Source organism: Caulobacter sp. Root655, from assembly GCF_001427665.1.
Taxonomy (GTDB): Bacteria; Pseudomonadota; Alphaproteobacteria; order Caulobacterales; family Caulobacteraceae; genus Caulobacter.
Window position 1 is genome coordinate 289,158 of record NZ_LMHC01000024.1, and the last position, 18,676, is coordinate 307,833.

Genomic DNA, 18,676 nt, shown 5'->3' on the forward strand with positions numbered 1-18,676 from the left:
AGAACTCAGCCTTTCGGGAAGATTTTGTTGAGCACCCGGTCGCCAGGCAGGATGCCCAGTTGCGCCGCCCGCCCCCCGGCGATCTCCAGCACGCCGCCGATGACGCCGCCGGAGGGGATCGGGGTCTCGTCATGCGGCACGGCGTTGCGGGCGATCGACAGCACCCGGCCATTCGGCGCGATGTAGATGATGTCCAGCGGGATCAGGGTGTTCTTCATCCAGAACGCAGCCCGCTGGGGCTTGCTGTAGGGGAACAGCATGCCGCGGTCGGGGGCCAGGGACTTGCGGAACATCAGGCCGCGCTGCTGCTCGGCCGGGGTAATGGCGAGTTCGACGGTGAACCTGGCCGACCCCCGGCTGGTCAGGATCTCGACGGTGTCGAGCCGGGCCGCCGGCTTGGCGGTCCCAAGGGAGGAGGATGGGGCGGCCGGCCTTGGCTTGGCCTGATAGGCGTAGGTCGGAGTCGCGACCAGGGCCGCGCCGAGCGCCACCAGGACCAGGATCCGTCGTCCGATCTTCGTCATCAAAGCCACGCCAACCTCGCCACCGCTGTTCCTCGACCGCCCACGGGCCGAAACCGCCGCGCGTCGCGCGACGGTTCAATCCATACGACGCGCCTGGCCGGTGGCGAAAGTCAGTCCTCGCCGGCCGTGATCTCGGCGACCACCAAGCCCTTGGGGCCCTCGGCGAAGCGCACCATCACGTCGTCGCCCGGCTGCAGGTCTTCCAGACCGCCGCGCCGCAGGGTCTCGATGTGGACGAAGATGTCGCCCGACTGGCCGTCGCGGACGACGAAGCCGTAACCCTTGGTGCGGTTGAACCACTTGACCTTGGCCCGTTCGGCCGGGCCGACGGGCTCCAGGGCCTGGCGGCCGCTGTCGATGCCGGAGCGAAGACCATGGTCGCGGCGCAGGCCCATCCCGCCGTCGCCGAACGCCCGCTTGGGACGCTCCATCGGCGCGCTGGCCGCGCTTTCGTCCAGGTCGACAACCTCGGACACTTGCCAGCCCTTGGGCCGCTTGACCACGTCGCAGACGATGACCGCGCCCTCCAGCGCCGTCTCCCGCCCGCAGTTGCGCAGCGAGGTGACATGCAACAGCACGTCCTTCAAGCCGGTCTGACCGGGATCGTCGGGTACGATGAAACCGTAGCCCTTCCCCGTATCAAACCACTTCACACGACCGCTGATGCGCACAAATTCCTCGTGCGATCCCGATTCTTCGAAATCGAAACCAGACATTCCGCCCCTCTGGCTCGCCCAAACAGCCCTAGCGGGCGAGCACTACAGAATAACACTGTTCTCGCGGAAGGAGAGCCGTCAATAACCAATCGTCGGGGAACGGCCGTCAATCAACGCCCGCGACATTTCGTCGCAGCGTCTAGATCGACATCAACCTGAAATGTCCGTGGCGGTGGTAGTCCCTAGGGGAGTCGAACCCCTCTCTCCAGAATGAAAATCTGGCGTCCTAACCGATAGACGAAGGGACCACGGCGCCTGCATTAGGCGGGTATTCGCATGTAAAGTCTAAGTAGGCTTCGCGGTGGTAGTCCCTAGGGGAGTCGAACCCCTCTCTCCAGAATGAAAATCTGGCGTCCTAACCGATAGACGAAGGGACCACGTGGCCGCGAAGAGCAGGCGATATACAAAGCTTCCCCCCGGGGCGCAAGCGACCCGGCGCAGTTTTTTCAAGTCGTGCGCATACGGGGGTCGGCGGCGTCCTCGATCTCCAGCTGAACCCCTTCGCGGCCCATGTAATCGTCCGGTTTCAGACGGCCCACGGCGTGCAGCGCGCCGCCGCCGGCCAGGAGGCGCTGGCCCAGGGCGGTCTCGGCCGAGCGCCAGGAGATCGCCTTGATTCGGTCGCCCGACGGCCCGACCAGATCAACTCGCACATGGCCGCCCTTCATCGCCATCATCCGCTCGGGGCGCACGCCAGCCAGGGCGAACATCGGCTCGGGGTTGCCCGGACCGAACGGAGCCAGTTGCTGGAACTCGGCCCACAGGGCGCGGTTGGCGGCGCGCGGCTGGACCAGGGCGTCGATATCGACCCCCTCGACGCCGACGGCCTCCATCTCGCCGGCCAGGCGCTCTTCGAGGAAGGCGCGGAACTCGGGAATGGAATCGGGACGGATGCTAAGGCCCGCCGCCATGGCGTGGCCGCCGCCGGCCATCAGCAGGCCGGCCTCGAAAGCCGCCTGGATGGCCGCGCCGAGGTTGACGCCCGGCTGCGAGCGGCCCGAACCTTTGCCGACATTGGCGGCGCGATCGATGCCGATCACAACCACCGGCTTGCGATAGCGCTCGCGCAGGCGGCCGGCGACGATGCCGATCACCCCGGGGTGCCAACCCTCCCCCGCCACGACGATGACCGGGGCGTCGGGGTTGAAGTTGCTGCCGCGCTCGAGGATGGCCGCGGCCTCCTCGACCACCCCGGCCTCGACGGCCTTGCGTTCGGTGTTGAGGAGGTCGAGCTCCTCGGCCAGGGCCTGGGCCTCCAACGGATCATCCGTGGACAGCAGGCGCGCGCCGAGGTCGGAGCGTCCGATCCGGCCGCCGGCGTTGATCCGCGGTCCCAGGATGAAGCCGGCGTGGAACACCGAAGCGGGGCCCGAGCCCTTGCCCACCTCGAACAGGGCCTTGAGGCCCGGATTGCCCCAACTGGACATGGTGCGCAGCCCCAAGGTCGTCAGGGCGCGGTTGAAGCCGACCAGCTGGGTGACGTCGCAGACCTCGCCCATGGCCACCAGATCGAGCCACTGGCGCAGGTCGGGTTCGGGGCGGTCCTCGCGGAACAGGCCACGCCGGCGGGCCTCGCGGTTGAGGGCGACCAACAGCACGAAGGTCACGCCAGCGGCGGCCAGCACCCCCTGCCCGCTCTGGCAGCCCGGGCGGTTGGGATTGACCACGGCGGCGGCGGCCGGCGGGTCCTCGCGCATCAGGTGGTGGTCGATCACCACCACCTCCAGCCCGATGGTCGCGGCGCTGGCGATGGCGTCATAGGCCGCCGCCCCACAGTCCAGGGTGACGACCAGCTCGGCCCCGGTATCGCGGATGGTCTTGAAGGCCGCCGGGCTGGGGCCATAGCCCTCGGTCAGGCGGTCGGGAATGTAGATCGGCAGCTCGACGCCCATATGCCGGAACCACCGCACCAACTGAGCGGCGCTGGTGGCCCCGTCGACGTCATAGTCGGCGAACACCATGGTCGAGCGACCGCTTTCCAGCGCGTCGATCAGGATCCGCGCCGCCTCGTCCATGTCGGTGAAGCTCGACGGGTCGGGGAACAGCGCCTTAAGGGTTGGCCGCAGATAATTCTCGGCCCCATCGACGCCTACGCCGCGGGAGGCCAGGGCCCGAGCCAAGGGCTCGGACAGGCCATGCAACTGCTGGTGGCTGCGCGCGGCGGCCGCGTCGCCTGGCCGCTCGCGCCAGGCCCGGCCGCTCAGCGAGTGCGAGACGTCGAGGAAGTGGCCGGTGTCGAGAGAGGCGTGTCCGTCGGCGGTCATAGGTTAGCGCCTCATCCATTCAGCGTGGCTGACGGCACGAATGACTAGTGGCAAGAAAATCGCTGGACGCATCGTAGAGACCTACGCTTCAGCCTAGATTCGTTCCAGCTGAGCATCGCTTTCAGCCAATTCCAGCCAAGTACGAAACGATGCCGCTGCACGCTGCCAGCTCGCCTCCGGCGAAGTATTGGGGCGCGCACTCGGATGCTGGGCGAGAAAATCGATGCACAGATTCTGCCGCCGAAGTCGCCGGGCCGCCTTCCCTCCCAAGGTGACAATGAACGCGTTCGGAAGCACAGCAATCTGGCGGGCCAGATAGTTCGTCACACACACGTTTTCGACAACCTTGTCGATCGGTCCTCCGGAAAATTTGGCGGAGCAAAGCACGGCGTCCGTGATCCAGGTTTTCTCCAACTGCTCGGTGAGCGTCTCGTTGGGCCAACAGAGATCTAGGATTTTGCGAAGATTACGATGAAAGGGCGCGGGACGACCGCTGCGCCGCAACGAATCCGTTTCCAATAAAGACTCAAAATAATTGGCGTGATCCGCCACCCATGCGGTCGAATCACCTACGTACTGCTCGCCGTCTGCCGGATTGCCTGGTTCAGCATTTACGAGAACGAGTCGGACGTTCTCGGATGACCCGTTGCCTCCCACAAAACCTCGCGGAATATGACCAGCCTCGGGCCGCCATGTGCAGTGGTCTGCACATATTCCCTCGAAATGCGGGCAAGGGGACATTGCATGTTGGAGTATCGCAGCAAGTTCCGGCGAAGGCATAAAACCACCCCTGCACCCGCTTCCTTGAGCATTGCAGCCAAGCTTACTCAGCGGGCGAATTCGAAGATATAGCCACCCTACGTCAACTTAGGACGCGATACTCGCGATCCCTAAGCTGCCGTGACCAGATCCACCTCGTTGGCCGAGCCCAGCACCACCGGCACCCGCTGGTGCAGCTTGGTCGGCTGCAGGTCGAGGATCGCCGCCTGGCCGTCGGTGGTGGCCTTGCCGCCGGCCCGCTCGACGATCAGCGACATTGGGTTGGCTTCATAGAGCAGGCGCAGCTTGCCCGGCTTGTCCGGCTCGCGGCTGTCCCACGGATACAGGAAGATCCCGCCACGCATCAGGATGCGGTGGACGTCTGCGACCATCGAGGCCACCCAGCGCATGTTGAAGTTCTTGCCGCGCGGCCCCGCCTTGCCCTGCAGGCAACCGTCGATGTAGCGCCGGACTGGTTCGGCCCAGTGGCGCTGGTTGGACATGTTGATCGCGAACTCGGCGGTGTCGGGCGAGATCGCCACCTCGCCGTGGGTCAGACGCCAGGCGCCGTCCGCGTCGAGGGTGAAACCCACGACGGCGTTCGACAGGGTCAGGATCAGCATGGTCTGAGGACCATAGACAGCGTAGCCGGCGGCGACCTGACGGCGGCCGGGTTGCAGGAAGTCGGCCTCGGTTGGGACGCCGGCGGCCGGCGCGGGCAGGATCGAGAAGATCGTGCCGACCGAGACGTTGACGTCGATATTGCTGGAGCCGTCCAGCGGATCGAAGGTGACCAGGAAGCCCCCTTCCCGCCCGGTCGTCTCGATCTCCTCGAGCTCCTCGGACGCCAGCCCCGCCACCGCCGCGCAGCCCTTCAGGGCGTCGCGCAGGATGTCATTGGTGATGATGTCGAGCTTCTTCTGCTCTTCGTCCTGGACGTTGACCTGGCCCGCCGCGCCCAGGCTGCCCGAGATCGCGCCCGAGGCGACGACCTTGCTGATCTGGACGCAGGCGCCGGCGACCGCCGCGATCACGTCCTTGACCGCCGGATCAGCGGCCTGCTCGGCGGCCAGGTGGTCGGCGAGATCGATCAGGGTGGTCATGCGGAGGCCTCGAATGGCGGCGGGATTCGCCGCGACCTTAGTCAAAGGGTGGGTGCGAGCCAACGACGGCTACCCCGCCGAAGCGGGGTTCAAGGTTATGGCCTGGAAAAGGCGGCAGTCTTGAGACGCCGCGCCTAGAGCAAGCCGCGCGACATAGGCCCGGCTTGCTCTAGGTTTTTGTTTTCGCATCGTTTCTACGGAAAACCGGTCCCCACTTTTCCGCACGATGCTCTAGACCTTCCGCTTCATCCGCACTTCGCGCACCGTGCCGGTGGTCGAATTCATCACCAGGGTGTGGGTGTGGACGAAGCCGTCCTTGTAGGTGACACCGTCCAGCAGGTTGCCCCAGGTGACGCCGGTGGCGGCGAAGATGGCGTCGGCGCGGACGATGTCGTGCAGGTCGTACTTCTTGTCGAGCTCGGTGATGCCCCACTTGGCGGCGCGGGCCTTCTCGTCGGCGTTGCGGAACAACAGCCGGCCCTGGAACTGGCCGCCGACGCACTTCAGCGCGGCGCAGGCCAGCACCCCCTCGGGCGCGCCACCGGAGCCGACATAGAGGTCGATGCCGGTGGAAGGATCGGTGGTGTTGATCACCCCGGCCACGTCGCCGTCGGTGATCAGATGCACCCGCGCGCCGACCGAGCGGACGCTGGCGATGATCTCGGCGTGGCGAGGGCGGTCCAGCACGCAGACGGTGATCTGCTCCGGCGGGACGCCCTTGGCCGCGGCGATGGCCTGGACATTCTCGGCCGGGGACTTGTCGAGGTCGATCACGCCGGCCGGCAGGCCGGGGCCGCAGGCGATCTTGTCCATATAGGTGTCGGGCGCGTTCAGCAGCGTGCCCTTGGGCGCCCAGGCCATCACCGCCAGGGCGTTGGGCATGGCCTTGGCCGCCAGGGTGGTGCCCTCCAGCGGGTCCAGGGCGATGTCGACCTTCGGACCTTTGCCCGTGCCGACCTTCTCGCCGATGTAGAGCATGGGCGCTTCGTCGCGCTCGCCCTCGCCGATCACGATCTCGCCTGCGATGGTCAGTTCGTTGAGCGCGTTGCGCATGGCGTCGACCGCGGCCTGGTCGGCCGCCTTCTCGTCGCCCCGACCCACCATGGTCCAGGAGGCGATGGCGGCGGCTTCGGTCACCCGGACCGCGTCCAGGACCAGCGAGCGGTCCAGGGTCTTCGAACTCATCAGTGTCTCCCAGCCTATGCGAGGCCTAAGTCCCGACCGCTTCGCGCGGTTCTCAGATGCGCGCGACGCGCAAAAGGCGGGGACGCTCTAGCACGGCGTGCAGCTTTTCGATGCGGCTAATCGCGTCCAGGAGATTGGATTCGGGAGTCGCATGGGTGACGAGCACAATGGGAACGCCCCCCGCCCCTTCGACGGGCTTCTGCAGGAAGCTGTCGATCGAGACGGCGCATTCGGCCAGGGTTTCGGAGATCGCGGCGATGGCCCCAGGCTCGTCACGGACCATGACCCGCAGATAGGCCTTGCCCACCGAACGGGCCGGATCGACGGCGACGAACGGCTTCAGCTGGCCGGCTGGAGCCTGGAACACCGGACGCTTGGCGCCGGTCATGACGTCGGCGATGTCGGCGGCCACGGCGGCGGCGGTGGGCCCCGCGCCGGCGCCCGGGCCCTGGATGAAGATCCGGCCGATTCGCTTGCCCTCGATGAACAGGGCGTTGAGCGCCCCGCCGGCCTGGGCCAGGGGATGGTCGAGCGGCACCAGCGACGGATGCACCTTCACCGACACGCCGTCGTCGGTCTTGGCCGCGCCGGCCACCAGCTTGATGCGATAGCCCAGGTCCTTGGCCAGTTTGATGTCCAGCAGCTCGACGTCGCTGATGCCCTCGATCTCGGCGGCGCCGAAATCGGGCGCGCAGCCGAAGGCCAGGGCGGCCAGGATGCTGATCTTGTGACCGGCGTCGAAGCCGCCGACGTCCATGGTCGGGTCGGCCTCGGCATAGCCCAGGGCCTGGGCCTCGCGCAGCACGTCGGCGAAGTCGCGGCCGGTCTTCTCCATCTCCGAGAGGATGAAGTTGCAGGTGCCGTTGAGGATGCCGGCCACGCCGATCACGTCGTCGCCGACCATGGCCTCGCGCAGCATCTTCACCGCCGGCGTGCCCCCCATCACGGCGGCCTCGAACAATAGCGGAGCGTTGTTGGCCTCGGCCAGGGCCGCCAGTTCGGCGCCGTGCTCGGCGATCAGGGCCTTGTTGGCGGTGACCACCGGCTTGCCCAGCTTCAGCGCCGCCTCGACCGCGGCCTTGGCCGGACCGTCCGAGCCGCCGACCAGCTCGACGAACAGATCGACGTCCGGCGACGACGCCAGGGCGACGGGGTCGTCGAACCAGGTCAGACCCGAAATGTCGATGGCGCGCGGCCGCGAGCGCGAGCGGGCCGACACCGCCGTCACCACGGCGCGGTCGCCGGCCGGGGCGAAGTCGGGGCGCTCGGCCAGGAACTGCAGCAGGCCGCCGCCGACGGTGCCGAGGCCGGCGACGCCGACGCGCCAGGTTTTCTGGGTCATGTTCTGCGTTCCTGGTTCCGAGGGTCGAGCGACGCCCATCCTTTTGGGGGATTTGGGCGGCTCAGACCTGTTCCATCTTGTTGTGCGCCTTGGCCAGGATCGTGTCGGCGTTGGCGATGAACTTCTTGACGTTGCGGGCGGCCTGCTTGATGCGCTGCTCGTTCTCGACTAGGCCGATGCGCACATAGCCCTCGCCGTATTCGCCGAAACCGATGCCGGGAGCCACGGCGACGCCGGCCTCCTCGATCAGCAGGCGCGAGAACAGCATCGAGCCGGCGGCCTCGTAGGCCGGCGGGATCTTGGCCCAGGCGAACATCGAGGCCGGCGGGTTGGGAATATCCCACCCGGCCCGCTGCATCGACGACACCAGGGTGTCGCGACGGCTCTTGTAGATGGCGCGGATCTCGTCGACGCAGTCCTGCGGACCGTTCAGCGCCGCAGCGGCGGCCACCTGCACCGGGGTGTAGGCGCCGTAGTCGAGATAGGACTTCACCCGAGCCAGGGCGGCGCAGATGCGGGCGTTGCCGACCACCATGCCCACGCGCCAGCCGGCCATGGCGTAGGTCTTGGACAGCGAGTTGACCTCGACCGCGATGTCCTTGGCCCCATCGACCTGCAGGATCGAGGGCGGCGGGTTGTTGTCGAAATAGATCTCGCCATAGGCCACGTCGCTGATCACCAGCAGGTCGTGCTTCTTGGCCAGGGCCACGGCGTCCTTGTAGAAGTCCAGGTCCACCCACTGGGCCGTCGGGTTGGACGGGTAGGACAGGATCAGCACGCTGGGCGGCGGCACCGAGTGCTTCACCGCGCGGCTGATGTTGGACAGGTACTGCTCGGGCGACAGGGCCGGCACGTGGCGGATCACCCCGCCGGCCATGATGAAGCCGAAGGCGTGGATCGGATAGGCCGGGTTGGGGCAGATGATCACGTCGCCGGGCGCGGTCAGGGCCTGGGCCAGGTTGGCGAAGCCTTCCTTTGAGCCCAGGGTGGCGATCACCTCGGTGTCGGGGTTCAGCTTCACGCCGAACCGGCGGCCGTAGTAGCCGGCCATCGCCTTGCGCAGGCCGGCGATGCCCTTGGACGCCGAGTAGCGGCCGGCCTTGGGATCGCGCGCCGTCTCGATCAGCTTGTCGACGATGTGCTTGGGGGTCGGCATGTCGGGATTGCCCATGCCGAAATCGATGATGTCGGTGCCCTCGGCGCGCAGGCGCGCCTTGATCTTGTTCACCTCTTCGAAAACGTAGGGCGGCAGGCGACGGATACGGTGGAAATCGGAGGTCATGAAAGGGCTCATTGCGCCGCTTCGGCGCGCCGGGAGCAGATGTCGGGCATGGATAGACCCCGAGCGGGGTCCAGCCAAGCCAGTTCAAGGGAAATTATGCCTCCGTCGCCCTATTGGGGCTTGGACGGAGGCGCGGTAGCTCGTTCGCGCGCCGCCTTCGCGAAGGCTTCGGTCGCGGCGCGGTCGGCGTCGGTGGGAATGTCGAGCGCCGGCGCCTTGGCCGCGGCGCGGGCCTTGGCGGCGTAGACCTCGGTGTTCGACAGGGTCCAGGTGCCGGGCGCGGTGTCGCGCATCAGCTTGGCGGCGGCCACCTTCTCGTCGCCGACGGCCTTCTTGAACTGGACCGGCGTGCGCACGTCGGTCGGAATCGCCGGGATATCCATGAAGGACGGGCGGTCGGCGCGCTTGGAGGCCTTGGCCGCGGCGTTGGCGGCGGCGGCCACCGGCGAGGCCGGATCGGCCGGCGGCGGCGAGAACGGCGACGCGCAGGCGGCAAGGCTCAGGGCCACGCCACAGAAGAGTACGCCAAGACGTACGATTTTGCCGGTTTCGTCGTTCATCTTGCCTCAGGTCTTATGCGATGATCGCGGCGAGCGAAAGGCCATCCGCATCACCAAGTGAGATGGCCCAAGACAAGAAGGTGGAAGGAAGCCCATGGCCATGACTGAAACCTCCCCCAAACCGCGTAAAAAGGCCGCTCCAAAGGCCGACGCGGCGCAGGCCGCCGCCAAGCCATCGCCAAAAGCGACTCCGAAGCCCAAGCCCTCGCCGGACGCCGCCGCGGCCTCGGCCGAATCGGCGACGCGCCGGGAGCCGCCGCCGACCGCCATTCCGCCCAACTTCGAGGCCTTCCTCTCGCCCGATCAGCGTCAGATGCTGGAGACCCTTTCGGCCAACCTGGCCCGCGCGGCGGTCACCGCCCAGGGCGCGATCGCCGAGGCCGCCCTGCGCCAGGCCGACCGGCCGGCCGCCCTCAACCCCGATCCCTTCCATGTCGGCCCCGCCTTCAACGAGGTGATGACCAGCCTGGCGGCCCAGCCCGACCGGCTGCTGCGGGCCCAGGCCGACCTCTTCAGCCGCTACATGGACCTTTGGCAGTCCGCCGCCCGCAAGATGACCGGCGAGCCGACCCAGCCCGTCGTCTCCCCCTCCAGCGGCGACAAGCGGTTCAGCGACCCCGACTGGGCGTCCAATCCGATGTTCGACATGATGAAGCAGTCCTATCTGCTGTCGTCCAACTGGCTGAACGAGCTGGTGTCGCAGGCCGAGGGCGTCGACCCGTCGGCCAAGCGGCGGGTGGCGTTCTTCACCAAGATGCTGACCGACGCCTTCTCGCCGTCGAACTTCTTGATCTCCAACCCCGCCGCCCTGCGCGAGGTGATGCAGAGCAAGGGCGAGAGCCTGGTGCGCGGCATGGAGAACTTCGCCGCCGACCTGGAGCGCGGCGGCGGCCAACTGGCGATCAGCCAGACCGACCTGGCCAAGTTCAAGGTCGGCGAGAACGTCGCCACCGCGCCCGGCAAGGTGGTCTACCAGAACGACATCCTGCAACTGCTGCAGTTCGACCCAACCACCGAGCGGGTCCATGAAATTCCGCTGCTGATCTTCCCGCCGTGGATCAACAAGTTCTACATCCTCGACTTGCGCCCCGAGAACTCGATGATCCGCTGGCTGACCGGCCAGGGCTTCACGGTGTTCGTCGCCTCGTGGGTCAATCCCGACAGCCGCCAGGCCGACAAGACCTTCGAGGACTACATGTTCGAGGGCGTCTATGACGCCAGCCAGCAGGTGATGGCCCAGACCGGCGTCGATAAGGTCAACACCGTCGGCTACTGCATCGGCGGCACCCTGCTGTCCTGCGCCCTGGCCCACATGGCGGCCAAGGGCGACAAGCGGATCAATTCGGCCACCTTCTTCGCCGCCCAGCAGGACTTCTCCGAGGCCGGCGACCTGCTGCTGTTCACCGACGAGACCTGGATCAAGACCATCGAGGAGCAGATCGACCGCCAGGGCGGCTACCTGCCCAGCCAGTCGATGGCCGACACCTTCAACAGCCTGCGCGGCAACGACCTGATCTGGTCGTTCTTCATCAACAACTACCTGATGGGCAAGGAGCCGCGGCCCTTCGACCTGCTGTTCTGGAACGCCGACCAGACGCGCATGCCCAAGGCCCTGCACCTCTACTACCTGCGCAACTTCTACAAGGACAACGCCCTGACCAAGGGCCACCTGACCCTGGGCGGCGAGGCGCTGGACCTGTCGAAGGTCGAGACGCCGATCTACGTCCAGTCGTCCAAGGACGACCACATCGCCCCCTACCGCAGCGTCTATCGCGGCGCGCGGGCCTTCGGCGGGCCGGTGACCTTCACCATGGCCGGCTCGGGCCACATCGCCGGGGTGATCAACCACCCTGACGCGATGAAGTACCAGCACTGGACCAACGAGCACCTGCCAGGCTCGGTCGAGGGCTGGCGGGCCGGCGCCGCCGAGCATCCCGGCTCGTGGTGGCCGCACTGGGCGACCTGGCTGAAGGCGAAGTCGGGCAAGCTGGTCCCTGCCCGCGATCCGGCCAGGGGCGTCCTCAAACCGATCGAGGACGCCCCTGGAAGCTATGTCCGCGTGCGGTCGAACGCAGCGGTCTAGCTAGATCAGCCCAACCTCATAGGCCAGCTCAACCGGCATCGCCTCGGCGATGTCGATCAGCGGCTGCACGCGTTCCAGGTGCTCAATGAAACGCGGATCCCGGCGGAAACGCTCGGCGTCCTGGGCCGTGTCGAAGGAGGAGATCAACACCACCACGCCCTTCGCCGGCGACTTCAACATCCGGCTCCCGCGCACGCCTTGGACCTGGCCGCGCACGCGCATGAACTGAGCGTGCTGCAAGGCGACGAATTCGTCGAACTTGCCGGGCTTGGTCTGGATGATGCTGATGCTGAAAACCGGCGGGTCGGACAAGGCGGCCGCGACCGTGGCGTGATCTGGAACGGTGAGCGTGGTCATGAAGGCTCCTGGAAAGGCGTTGCCGTGGGAGGAGCCCTTCCTGTAAAACCTCAACCTTAGTTGAGGTCAAGCGCCAATGCCGAAATCTGATTTCCCATGCGCCGGCGGAACCCTGAGCGTCGGCGAAGTCGCCAAGCGCAGCGGCGTGGCCGTCTCCACCCTGCACTTCTACGAGACCAGGGGCCTGATCCGCAGCCTGCGCACCGAGGGCAACCAGCGGCGTTATCCGCGCGGCGTGCTGCGGCGGGTGGCGGTGATCAAGGTCGCCCAGCGCACCGGCATTCCCCTGGCCTCGATTCAGGAGGCCCTGACCACGCTGCCCGACAGCCGCGCCCCGACCGCCGAGGAATGGTCCGCCCTGTCGCGCACATGGCAGGCCGAGCTGAACGAACGCATCCGCCGCCTGACCCAACTTCGCGACCAGTTGGACGACTGCATCGGCTGTGGCTGCCTGTCGCTGAAGACCTGTCCGCTGCGCAATCCCCAGGACGCGCTCGGCGCACAAGGCGCGGGAGCGCGGCTGCTGGAAGCGAACGCGGACTGACATCGGCCAAGACGATCGGCGTTCGCCCAAAACTCGCCCGGATTGTGGTGGAGCTTCGCGCCATGTCCGGACTCAGCCGCCGCACCGCCGTGGGAATGCTGATCGCCGCGCCGGTGTTTGGCGGGGCGAACGCCATGGCGCGCCCCGCCGACGCGGACGACGGCGAGCGCTTGGCTTCGGCGGCGCGCAGCCAGGTCGGCGTCACCAGGGACTATGACCCCAGCTATCGCGCCATCCCCTATCCCAACGGCGACGTGCTGCGCACCACCGGGGTCTGCGCCGACGTGCTGGTGCGGGCGGCGCGCGACGCCTGGAAGGCGGACCTGCAGCAGCGCGTCCATGAGGACATGAGCCGGGCCTTCAACGCCTATCCCTCGCGGCGCGCCTGGGGCCTGAAGGGGCCGGACTCCAACATCGACCATCGCCGGGTGCTGAACCTGGAAACCTACCTGGCCCGCCAGAACGCCCTGTTGGCCCGCGCCCCGGCCAAGGCCGGCGGCGACCGCTTCACCGATCCGCTGCCCGGCGACATCCTGACCTGGCGAGTGTGGGGCGGCCGGCCGCATATCGGCGTGGTCAGCGCCGGTCCCGACCATCCGCGCGTGGTCCACAACATCGGCGGGGGCGCGAAGGAAGAGCCGCTGTGGATGTTCAAGCTGCACACGGCGGTCGCGCACTACCGCTGGCGGGTCTAGCGAAGGCGGGTCTAGCGAAGGCGGCGGAGCTTTACAGCCCCGCCCCTTCCTTCAAACCCAGCATCAGGTTCAGATTCTGCACCGCCGCGCCCGAGGCGCCCTTGCCCAGGTTGTCGAGCAGGGCCACCAGGCGCACCTGGCCGCTGCTTTCCGAACCGAACACGAACAGTTTCAGCCGGTTGGTGCCGTTCAGCCCCTCCGGGTCGAGCGTGGTCAGGTTCTTGGCCTCGTGCAGCGACGCCACCTCGACGAAAGCCTCGCGCTCGTAGTGCTTGGCCAGCGCCTCGTGAATCTCGGTCACCGACACGCTGCCGTTCAGCATGCCCAGATGCAGCGGCAGCTCCACCAGCATGCCCTGGGCGTAGCGGCCGACGGCCGGGGTGAAGATCGGCCGGGTCAGCAGGCCGCCGTGCGACTGGATCTCGGGCAGGTGCTTGTGGCCCAGACCAAGGGCGTAGATGCGGTACGGAACGGTGGTGTAGTTCGGCGAGCTCTTGTCCTCGAACTCGGCGATCATCGCCTTGCCGCCGCCCGTGTAGCCAGACACCGCGTTGAACGACAGCGGCAGGTCGGGGGCGACGATGTCGGCTGAGACCAGCGGCCGGACCAGGGCGATCGCGCCCGTCGCGTAGCAGCCGGGGTTGGACACCCGTGTCGAGGCGGCGACCTTGCCGCGCTGGGCGCCGTCCAGTTCGGGAAAGCCGTAGGTCCAGCCCCGCGCGGTGCGGTGAGCGGTCGACGCGTCGATCACCTTGACCCGCGGATTGTCGATCAGCGCGACGGCTTCCACAGCCGCCTCATCGGGCAGGCACAGGATGACCGCGTCGGCGTCGTTCAGCATCGCCTTGCGGGCGCTGGCGTCCTTGCGCTTGTCCGGATCGATCGAGACCAGTTGCAGGTCCTTGCGGCCGACCAGGCGCTCGCGGATCTGCAGGCCCGTGGTGCCGGCTTCGCCGTCGATGAAGACTTTCGGGGTCATGGACATCCCAATCGCAAGGACAAGAAAACAAGAAAAAGGCGCTTCGGCCGAAACCGAAGCGCCTTTCCATAAGCACGAAACGTGACGCGCTTAGCGCTTCGAGAACTGGAAGCTGCGGCGGGCCTTGGCCTTGCCGTACTTCTTACGCTCGACCACGCGGCTGTCGCGGGTCAGGAAGCCGTGCGGCTTCAGCAGCGGACGCAGGCCCGGCTCGTAGTAGGTCAGGGCCTTGGACAGGCCGTGACGCACGGCGCCGGCTTGACCCGACAGGCCCGAGCCTTCGACGGTCACGACGACGTCGAACTGGCCTTCGCGGTCGGTGACCTGGAAGGGCTGGGCGATCATCATCCGCAGCACGGGGCGAGCGAAGTACACTTCCTGGTCGCGACCATTGATCGTGATCGTGCCCTTGCCGGGCTTGATCCAGACGCGGGCGATCGCGTTCTTGCGCTTGCCGGTCGCGTAGGCGCGGCCCTGGGCGTCGAGCTTCTGGACGGCCGGAGCGGCCGCTTCGGGGTTGCTGGACAGGCTAGCCAGCGCGTCAAAGCCTTGAGCTTCGGACATGACTTAGGCGCTCCGGGTGTTCTTGGCGTTGCGCGAAGCGAAATCGATCACTTCAGGGCTTTGCGCTTGGTGCGGGTGCTCACCGTTGTTGTAGATGAGCAGGTGGGTCAGTTGCTTGCGGGCCAAGGGGCTTTCCTTGGGCAGCATGCGCTCGACGGCCTTTTCGAGGACGCGTTCCGGGAAGCGGCCTTCCAGCAGCTTGCGCGGGTTGGTCGACTTGACGCCGCCCGGGTGACCGGTGTGGCGATAGTAGATCTTGTCGTCCATCTTCTTGCCGGTGAACTTCACCTTGTCGGCGTTGATCACGACGACGAAGTCGCCGCAGTCGACGTTCGGGGTGTAGTCAGCACGATGCTTGCCGCGAAGACGCATGGCGATGAACGTCGCCAGGCGGCCGACAACGGCGTCCTGGGCGTCGACCACGATCCACTTCTTCTCGACCTCGGCGGGCTTCAGGGAAGCCGTGGTCTTTTGCATGGGATTGATCCGTATTCCTTGTGCGTCGGGGGCCAAGGAAAGCGGCTCCGTCTGCGTGAGGGGCGGCAGGTACAGGAGGGTTCGCGGCCTGTCAACAATGCGTGCGCAAGAAACTCCGCAAACCCTTGTGCAGCAAGGAATTTCGCGATGAGGTATCATAATACCACATCGTCGCTGTCATGATCCCGTTATCGGGCGAAGGCATAGGGCACGCCTAGCTCCGGAGATCCGTTCATGCCCTTCTCGCGCCGCGCCTTCATCGCCTCCGCCGCCACCAGCCTGGCCTTCGCCGGCTTCGGCGCCCGCGCCCAGGACGAGGCGGCCGAGCTGCCGTCCTATCTGAACGAGGTCGAGGGCTACGGCCCGCTGCTGCCCGACCCCAAGGGCATGCTCGACCTGCCCCGGGGCTTCTCGTACCGGATCATCTCGCAGGCCGGCGAGACGATGTCGGACGGCCTGCTGGTGCCCGGGGCCTTCGACGGCATGGGCTGCTTCTCGCTGGGTGGCGACCATGTGGCCCTGGTGCGCAACCACGAACTGGGTCCGGCGGCGTTCAACGACGGGGCGTTCGGCCTGGGCGGCCACCTGGCCCATCGCCTGCCCAAGGATCGCGCCTACGACTTCGCGGATACCGGCCTGCCTCTCCCCGGCGGCACGACCACGGTGGTCTACGACCTGAAGACCGGCCAGACGGTCAGCCAGCACCTCAGCCTGGCCGGCACGGCGGTCAACTGCGCCGGCGGGACCACGCCCTGGGGCTCGTGGATCACCTGCGAGGAGACGACGCTGACGGCCGGCCTCGAGATCGGCAAGGACCACGGCTACGCCTTCGAAGTGCCCAGCGCCGGCAAGGGCCTGGCCGATCCGATCCCGCTGAAGGCCATGGGCCGCTTCAAGCACGAGGCCGCCTGCATCGATCCGCGCACCGGCGTCGTCTACATGACCGAGGACCTGCAGGACGGCCTGTTCTATCGCTTCCTGCCCAACGATCGCCGAAACCTGGCGGCCGGCGGCAAGCTGCAAGCGTTGGGCATCGTCGGCGTCGCCGAGGACGCCGACACCCGCAACCAGGAAGGCGCCGACAACCTCAAGCCTGGGGCCTGGGTCGAGACGCGCTGGATCGACCTGGACGGCGTCGACAATCCCTATGACGACCTGCGGCTGCGCGGCCACGCCAAGGGCGCGGCGTTCTTCGCCCGGGGCGAAGGCGTGCACTGGGGCACGGGCGAGCTCTACTTCACCTGCACCTCGGGCGGCGCGGCCGGCTCGGGCCAGATCTTCCGCTACGTACCCAGCCCCCAGGAAGGCCAGGCCGGCGAGGCCGACAAGCCGGGTCGCCTGCAGTTGTTCGTCGAGAGCAAGGACGAGCGGGTGCTGGACTTCGCCGACAACATCACGGTCTCGCCGCTGGGCCACATCGTCGTCTGCGAGGACCGCTATTCGGACGTGAAGCCCAACCACCTCAAGGGCGTCACCCCGCAGGGCAAGGTCTACACCCTGGGGCGCAACGTGTTCCGGGGCAATTCGGAGTTCGCCGGGGCCTGTTTCTCGCCCGACGGCCAGACCCTGTTCGTCAACGTCCAGTGGCCCGGGATCACCTTGGCGATCACCGGGCCTTGGGCGAGCGTGAAGGTTTAGGGCTTGGCGTCGAAGCCGTAGGCGTGGCGCATGACCTGGAACAGGTAGCTCTCCTCGACCACGCCATGCACCAGATACGCTCCCGGACCGTCGGCGAACACCCCCACGTCCTCGCCCGAGTGGGCGGAACTGGGCAGGTTAGCCAGAGCCTCCTGGTGGTAGTCGACGTCGTCGGTGTCTTCCTTCGAGGGGTCGGCGCGCGAGCCGCCGCCTTCCGGACCGCCGGGGCCGGTGGCGAAGCTCAGCACGGTGTAGGGCTTGCCGTCGCCGGCCACGATCGGCTCGCCCTCGTTGCCGGCCAGGCCGAGGATCGGGGCGTTACGAGCGGCGTAGCCCGAGATCACCAGGCCGTGGCTATGGTCGGCGGTGACGATGACCAGGGTGTCCTTGAGGTCCACCTTGTCGAGCGCGGCCTGGATAGCTTTCGAGAACTCGACGGTCTCGGTCAGGGTGCGCTTGGCGTTGTTGAGGTGGCTGCCCATGTCGATCTTGCCGCCCTCGACCAGCAGGAAATAGCCCTTGGGGTTGGTCGATAGCAGGTCGATGGCCTTGGTGGTCATGGCCGCCAGGGTCGGCACGCCCTGCCCCAGCACCGGACGCTCGACCTCGTAGGGCAGGTGTTCGTTGGCGAACAGGCCCAGCACCGGGCCGGTCTGGGTCGGATCCAGGGCGGCCAGTTGCGCGTCGGTGGTCACATAGGCGGCCTTGGGGGCCTTCAGCCACTCGGCGGTCAGGTCGCGGCCGTCGGCGCGCTTGCCATCCTTGGCCTCGGGCAGGAAGCGCGAGCGTCCGCCGCCCATGGCGACGTCCAGGCGCAGGCCAATCGGGGCCTCGACCAGTTGGCGGGCGATGTCCCGGCAGCCCGCGGCCAGGGCGTCGGTCGGCATGTCGCCGTCGCCTTCCCAGTCGCGATAGGAGGTGTGGGCGTAGGTCCCGGCCGGGGTGGCGTGGGTGATGCGGGTGGTGGTCACCGCGCCGGCCGACAGGCCATGGGCCTTGGCCAGTTCGGCGATGGTCTGGACGCGGGTCCCGACCTCGCTGGCGCAGCTTTCCGGTTTGGCGGCGCCCGACAGGCCGATGACCTTGTTGCGGGTCTTCACGCCGGTGGTGATGGCGGTGATGCCGGCGGCGCTGTCGGTGACCTGGGTGTCGTGGCTGTAGGTCTTGGACAGCGCCGTCCACGGCAGCTTTTCGAACGACAACGCATTGCTCTCGCCGTCGACGCCGCGCTGCTGGCCCTCGTAGATGCGGCTGGCGACGACCGTGGAGATGCCCATGCCGTCGCCCAGGAACAGGATGACGTTCTTGGCGCGGCCGGTATTGGGACTGACCGCCAGCGCCTTGGCCAGGGCCGCCTCCCCGGCCTTGTAATAGGCGTCGCCCGGCGCGGCGTTGGTCGCCGGCGCGAGCGGCTTGGGGGCGGGTTTCGGCGCGGCCTGGGCGAGGACGGGCGCGGCCAGGAGCAGGGCTCCGGCCAGGAGGTGGGAAGCGCGGATCACGGGACGGAACTCCAGCAAGGGAACCCGCGTGCTTTGCTGCAAAGTTGTGACAGTTCTTCGAGCGCTTCGCCCCTAACCTCGCCATCCCCCCGACTTGTTCGGCGA

Annotated in this window: 18 protein-coding genes and 2 tRNA genes; 4 read left to right on the forward strand and 16 right to left on the reverse strand. The window is 67.4% G+C overall.

Annotated elements, in window-relative coordinates; all coding sequences use genetic code 11:
* Positions 1-5: 5 nt before the first annotated feature.
* The 11 genes from ASD79_RS19060 to ASD79_RS19105 all read right to left on the reverse strand — a co-directional run bounded on the left by ASD79_RS19060 (position 6) and on the right by ASD79_RS19105 (position 9,684).
* Complete coding sequence (locus ASD79_RS19060; RefSeq protein ID WP_056724545.1) at positions 6-524, reverse strand: DUF192 domain-containing protein; 519 nt, start codon at positions 522-524, stop codon at positions 6-8.
* Positions 525-634: 110 nt separating this feature from the next.
* Positions 635-1,240: a stationary phase survival cold shock domain protein CspD gene (gene cspD / locus ASD79_RS19065; RefSeq protein ID WP_056724547.1), complete on the reverse strand. Its 606-nt coding sequence runs from the start codon at positions 1,238-1,240 to the stop codon at positions 635-637.
* Positions 1,241-1,413: 173 nt separating this feature from the next.
* Positions 1,414-1,488 (reverse strand) — tRNA-Glu (locus ASD79_RS19070).
* 54 nt (positions 1,489-1,542) lie between these two features.
* A tRNA-Glu gene (locus tag ASD79_RS19075) sits at positions 1,543-1,617 on the reverse strand.
* Positions 1,618-1,686: 69 nt separating this feature from the next.
* A complete protein-coding gene (gene recJ / locus ASD79_RS19080) occupies positions 1,687-3,504 on the reverse strand; it encodes a single-stranded-DNA-specific exonuclease RecJ (RefSeq protein WP_056724551.1) in 1,818 nt (605 codons plus the stop codon).
* A 93-nt stretch (positions 3,505-3,597) separates the two neighbouring features.
* Positions 3,598-4,284 carry a uracil-DNA glycosylase family protein gene (locus ASD79_RS24090; RefSeq protein WP_156400584.1) on the reverse strand — a complete coding sequence of 229 codons (687 nt, stop codon included), beginning with the start codon at positions 4,282-4,284 and terminating at the stop codon, positions 3,598-3,600.
* Positions 4,285-4,394: 110 nt separating this feature from the next.
* A complete protein-coding gene (locus ASD79_RS19085; RefSeq protein WP_056724553.1) occupies positions 4,395-5,366 on the reverse strand; it encodes a class 1 fructose-bisphosphatase in 972 nt (323 codons plus the stop codon).
* A gap of 231 nt (positions 5,367-5,597) precedes the next feature.
* Entirely contained in the window at positions 5,598-6,551 is a 954-nt protein-coding gene (gene glpX / locus ASD79_RS19090; protein WP_056724554.1) for a class II fructose-bisphosphatase, read from the reverse strand.
* A 52-nt stretch (positions 6,552-6,603) separates the two neighbouring features.
* Positions 6,604-7,893, reverse strand: coding sequence for a homoserine dehydrogenase (locus ASD79_RS19095; protein ID WP_056724557.1), 1,290 nt, complete (start codon positions 7,891-7,893; stop codon positions 6,604-6,606).
* 61 nt (positions 7,894-7,954) lie between these two features.
* A complete protein-coding gene (locus ASD79_RS19100; protein WP_007667165.1) occupies positions 7,955-9,175 on the reverse strand; it encodes an LL-diaminopimelate aminotransferase in 1,221 nt (406 codons plus the stop codon).
* A 110-nt stretch (positions 9,176-9,285) separates the two neighbouring features.
* The gene (locus ASD79_RS19105; protein ID WP_235524527.1) at positions 9,286-9,684 is read right to left on the reverse strand and encodes a hypothetical protein; all 399 of its coding nucleotides are present in this window, start codon (positions 9,682-9,684) and stop codon (positions 9,286-9,288) included.
* A 145-nt stretch (positions 9,685-9,829) separates the two neighbouring features.
* On the opposite strand from ASD79_RS19105, the gene ASD79_RS19110 reads away from it, so the two are divergent.
* The gene (locus tag ASD79_RS19110) at positions 9,830-11,818 is read left to right on the forward strand and encodes a class I poly(R)-hydroxyalkanoic acid synthase (RefSeq protein ID WP_162252386.1); all 1,989 of its coding nucleotides are present in this window, start codon (positions 9,830-9,832) and stop codon (positions 11,816-11,818) included.
* Here ASD79_RS19110 and ASD79_RS19115 read toward each other — a convergent pair whose 3' ends face one another.
* Entirely contained in the window at positions 11,819-12,175 is a 357-nt protein-coding gene (locus ASD79_RS19115) for a hypothetical protein (RefSeq protein WP_056724561.1), read from the reverse strand.
* Positions 12,176-12,251: 76 nt separating this feature from the next.
* On the opposite strand from ASD79_RS19115, the gene soxR reads away from it, so the two are divergent.
* Positions 12,252-12,719, forward strand: a complete 468-nt coding sequence (gene soxR, locus ASD79_RS19120) for a redox-sensitive transcriptional activator SoxR (protein ID WP_056724562.1) — start codon at positions 12,252-12,254, stop codon at positions 12,717-12,719.
* Between the two features lie 62 nt (positions 12,720-12,781).
* Complete coding sequence (locus ASD79_RS19125) at positions 12,782-13,414, forward strand: DUF1287 domain-containing protein (protein WP_056724564.1); 633 nt, start codon at positions 12,782-12,784, stop codon at positions 13,412-13,414.
* A 31-nt stretch (positions 13,415-13,445) separates the two neighbouring features.
* Here ASD79_RS19125 and argC read toward each other — a convergent pair whose 3' ends face one another.
* The 3 genes from argC to rplM form a co-directional block, all read right to left on the reverse strand.
* A complete protein-coding gene (gene argC / locus ASD79_RS19130) occupies positions 13,446-14,399 on the reverse strand; it encodes an N-acetyl-gamma-glutamyl-phosphate reductase (protein WP_156400585.1) in 954 nt (317 codons plus the stop codon).
* 84 nt (positions 14,400-14,483) lie between these two features.
* Positions 14,484-14,957: a 30S ribosomal protein S9 gene (rpsI, locus tag ASD79_RS19135; RefSeq protein WP_056724566.1), complete on the reverse strand. Its 474-nt coding sequence runs from the start codon at positions 14,955-14,957 to the stop codon at positions 14,484-14,486.
* A gap of 3 nt (positions 14,958-14,960) precedes the next feature.
* Positions 14,961-15,434 (reverse strand): 50S ribosomal protein L13, encoded by a 474-nt coding sequence (rplM, locus tag ASD79_RS19140; protein ID WP_007667182.1) that lies wholly within the window; start codon positions 15,432-15,434, stop codon positions 14,961-14,963.
* 234 nt (positions 15,435-15,668) lie between these two features.
* On the opposite strand from rplM, the gene ASD79_RS19145 reads away from it, so the two are divergent.
* Positions 15,669-17,072 carry an alkaline phosphatase PhoX gene (locus tag ASD79_RS19145; RefSeq protein ID WP_056724568.1) on the forward strand — a complete coding sequence of 468 codons (1,404 nt, stop codon included), beginning with the start codon at positions 15,669-15,671 and terminating at the stop codon, positions 17,070-17,072.
* On the opposite strand, the gene ASD79_RS19150 is transcribed toward ASD79_RS19145, so the two are convergent.
* Positions 17,069-18,571: an alkaline phosphatase gene (locus ASD79_RS19150; protein WP_056724785.1), complete on the reverse strand. Its 1,503-nt coding sequence runs from the start codon at positions 18,569-18,571 to the stop codon at positions 17,069-17,071. The genes ASD79_RS19145 and ASD79_RS19150 overlap by 4 nt on opposite strands.
* Between the last annotated feature and the right edge of the window lie 105 nt (positions 18,572-18,676).

What these genes read in the sequence shown, in the direction of transcription:
- ASD79_RS19060 (WP_056724545.1), bottom strand. Translation starts at nt 524, where the DNA reads ATGACGAAGATCGGACGACGGATCCTGGTCCTGGTGGCGCTCGGCGCG.
- cspD (WP_056724547.1), bottom strand. Translation starts at nt 1,240, where the DNA reads ATGTCTGGTTTCGATTTCGAAGAATCGGGATCGCACGAGGAATTTGTG.
- recJ (WP_056724551.1), bottom strand. Translation starts at nt 3,504, where the DNA reads ATGACCGCCGACGGACACGCCTCTCTCGACACCGGCCACTTCCTCGAC.
- ASD79_RS24090 (WP_156400584.1), bottom strand. Translation starts at nt 4,284, where the DNA reads ATGCCTTCGCCGGAACTTGCTGCGATACTCCAACATGCAATGTCCCCT.
- ASD79_RS19085 (WP_056724553.1), bottom strand. Translation starts at nt 5,366, where the DNA reads ATGACCACCCTGATCGATCTCGCCGACCACCTGGCCGCCGAGCAGGCC.
- glpX (WP_056724554.1), bottom strand. Translation starts at nt 6,551, where the DNA reads ATGAGTTCGAAGACCCTGGACCGCTCGCTGGTCCTGGACGCGGTCCGG.
- ASD79_RS19095 (WP_056724557.1), bottom strand. Translation starts at nt 7,893, where the DNA reads ATGACCCAGAAAACCTGGCGCGTCGGCGTCGCCGGCCTCGGCACCGTC.
- ASD79_RS19100 (WP_007667165.1), bottom strand. Translation starts at nt 9,175, where the DNA reads ATGACCTCCGATTTCCACCGTATCCGTCGCCTGCCGCCCTACGTTTTC.
- ASD79_RS19110 (WP_162252386.1), top strand. Translation starts at nt 9,830, where the DNA reads ATGGCCATGACTGAAACCTCCCCCAAACCGCGTAAAAAGGCCGCTCCA.
- ASD79_RS19115 (WP_056724561.1), bottom strand. Translation starts at nt 12,175, where the DNA reads ATGACCACGCTCACCGTTCCAGATCACGCCACGGTCGCGGCCGCCTTG.
- soxR (WP_056724562.1), top strand. Translation starts at nt 12,252, where the DNA reads ATGCCGAAATCTGATTTCCCATGCGCCGGCGGAACCCTGAGCGTCGGC.
- ASD79_RS19125 (WP_056724564.1), top strand. Translation starts at nt 12,782, where the DNA reads ATGTCCGGACTCAGCCGCCGCACCGCCGTGGGAATGCTGATCGCCGCG.
- argC (WP_156400585.1), bottom strand. Translation starts at nt 14,399, where the DNA reads ATGTCCATGACCCCGAAAGTCTTCATCGACGGCGAAGCCGGCACCACG.
- rpsI (WP_056724566.1), bottom strand. Translation starts at nt 14,957, where the DNA reads ATGTCCGAAGCTCAAGGCTTTGACGCGCTGGCTAGCCTGTCCAGCAAC.
- rplM (WP_007667182.1), bottom strand. Translation starts at nt 15,434, where the DNA reads ATGCAAAAGACCACGGCTTCCCTGAAGCCCGCCGAGGTCGAGAAGAAG.
- ASD79_RS19145 (WP_056724568.1), top strand. Translation starts at nt 15,669, where the DNA reads ATGCCCTTCTCGCGCCGCGCCTTCATCGCCTCCGCCGCCACCAGCCTG.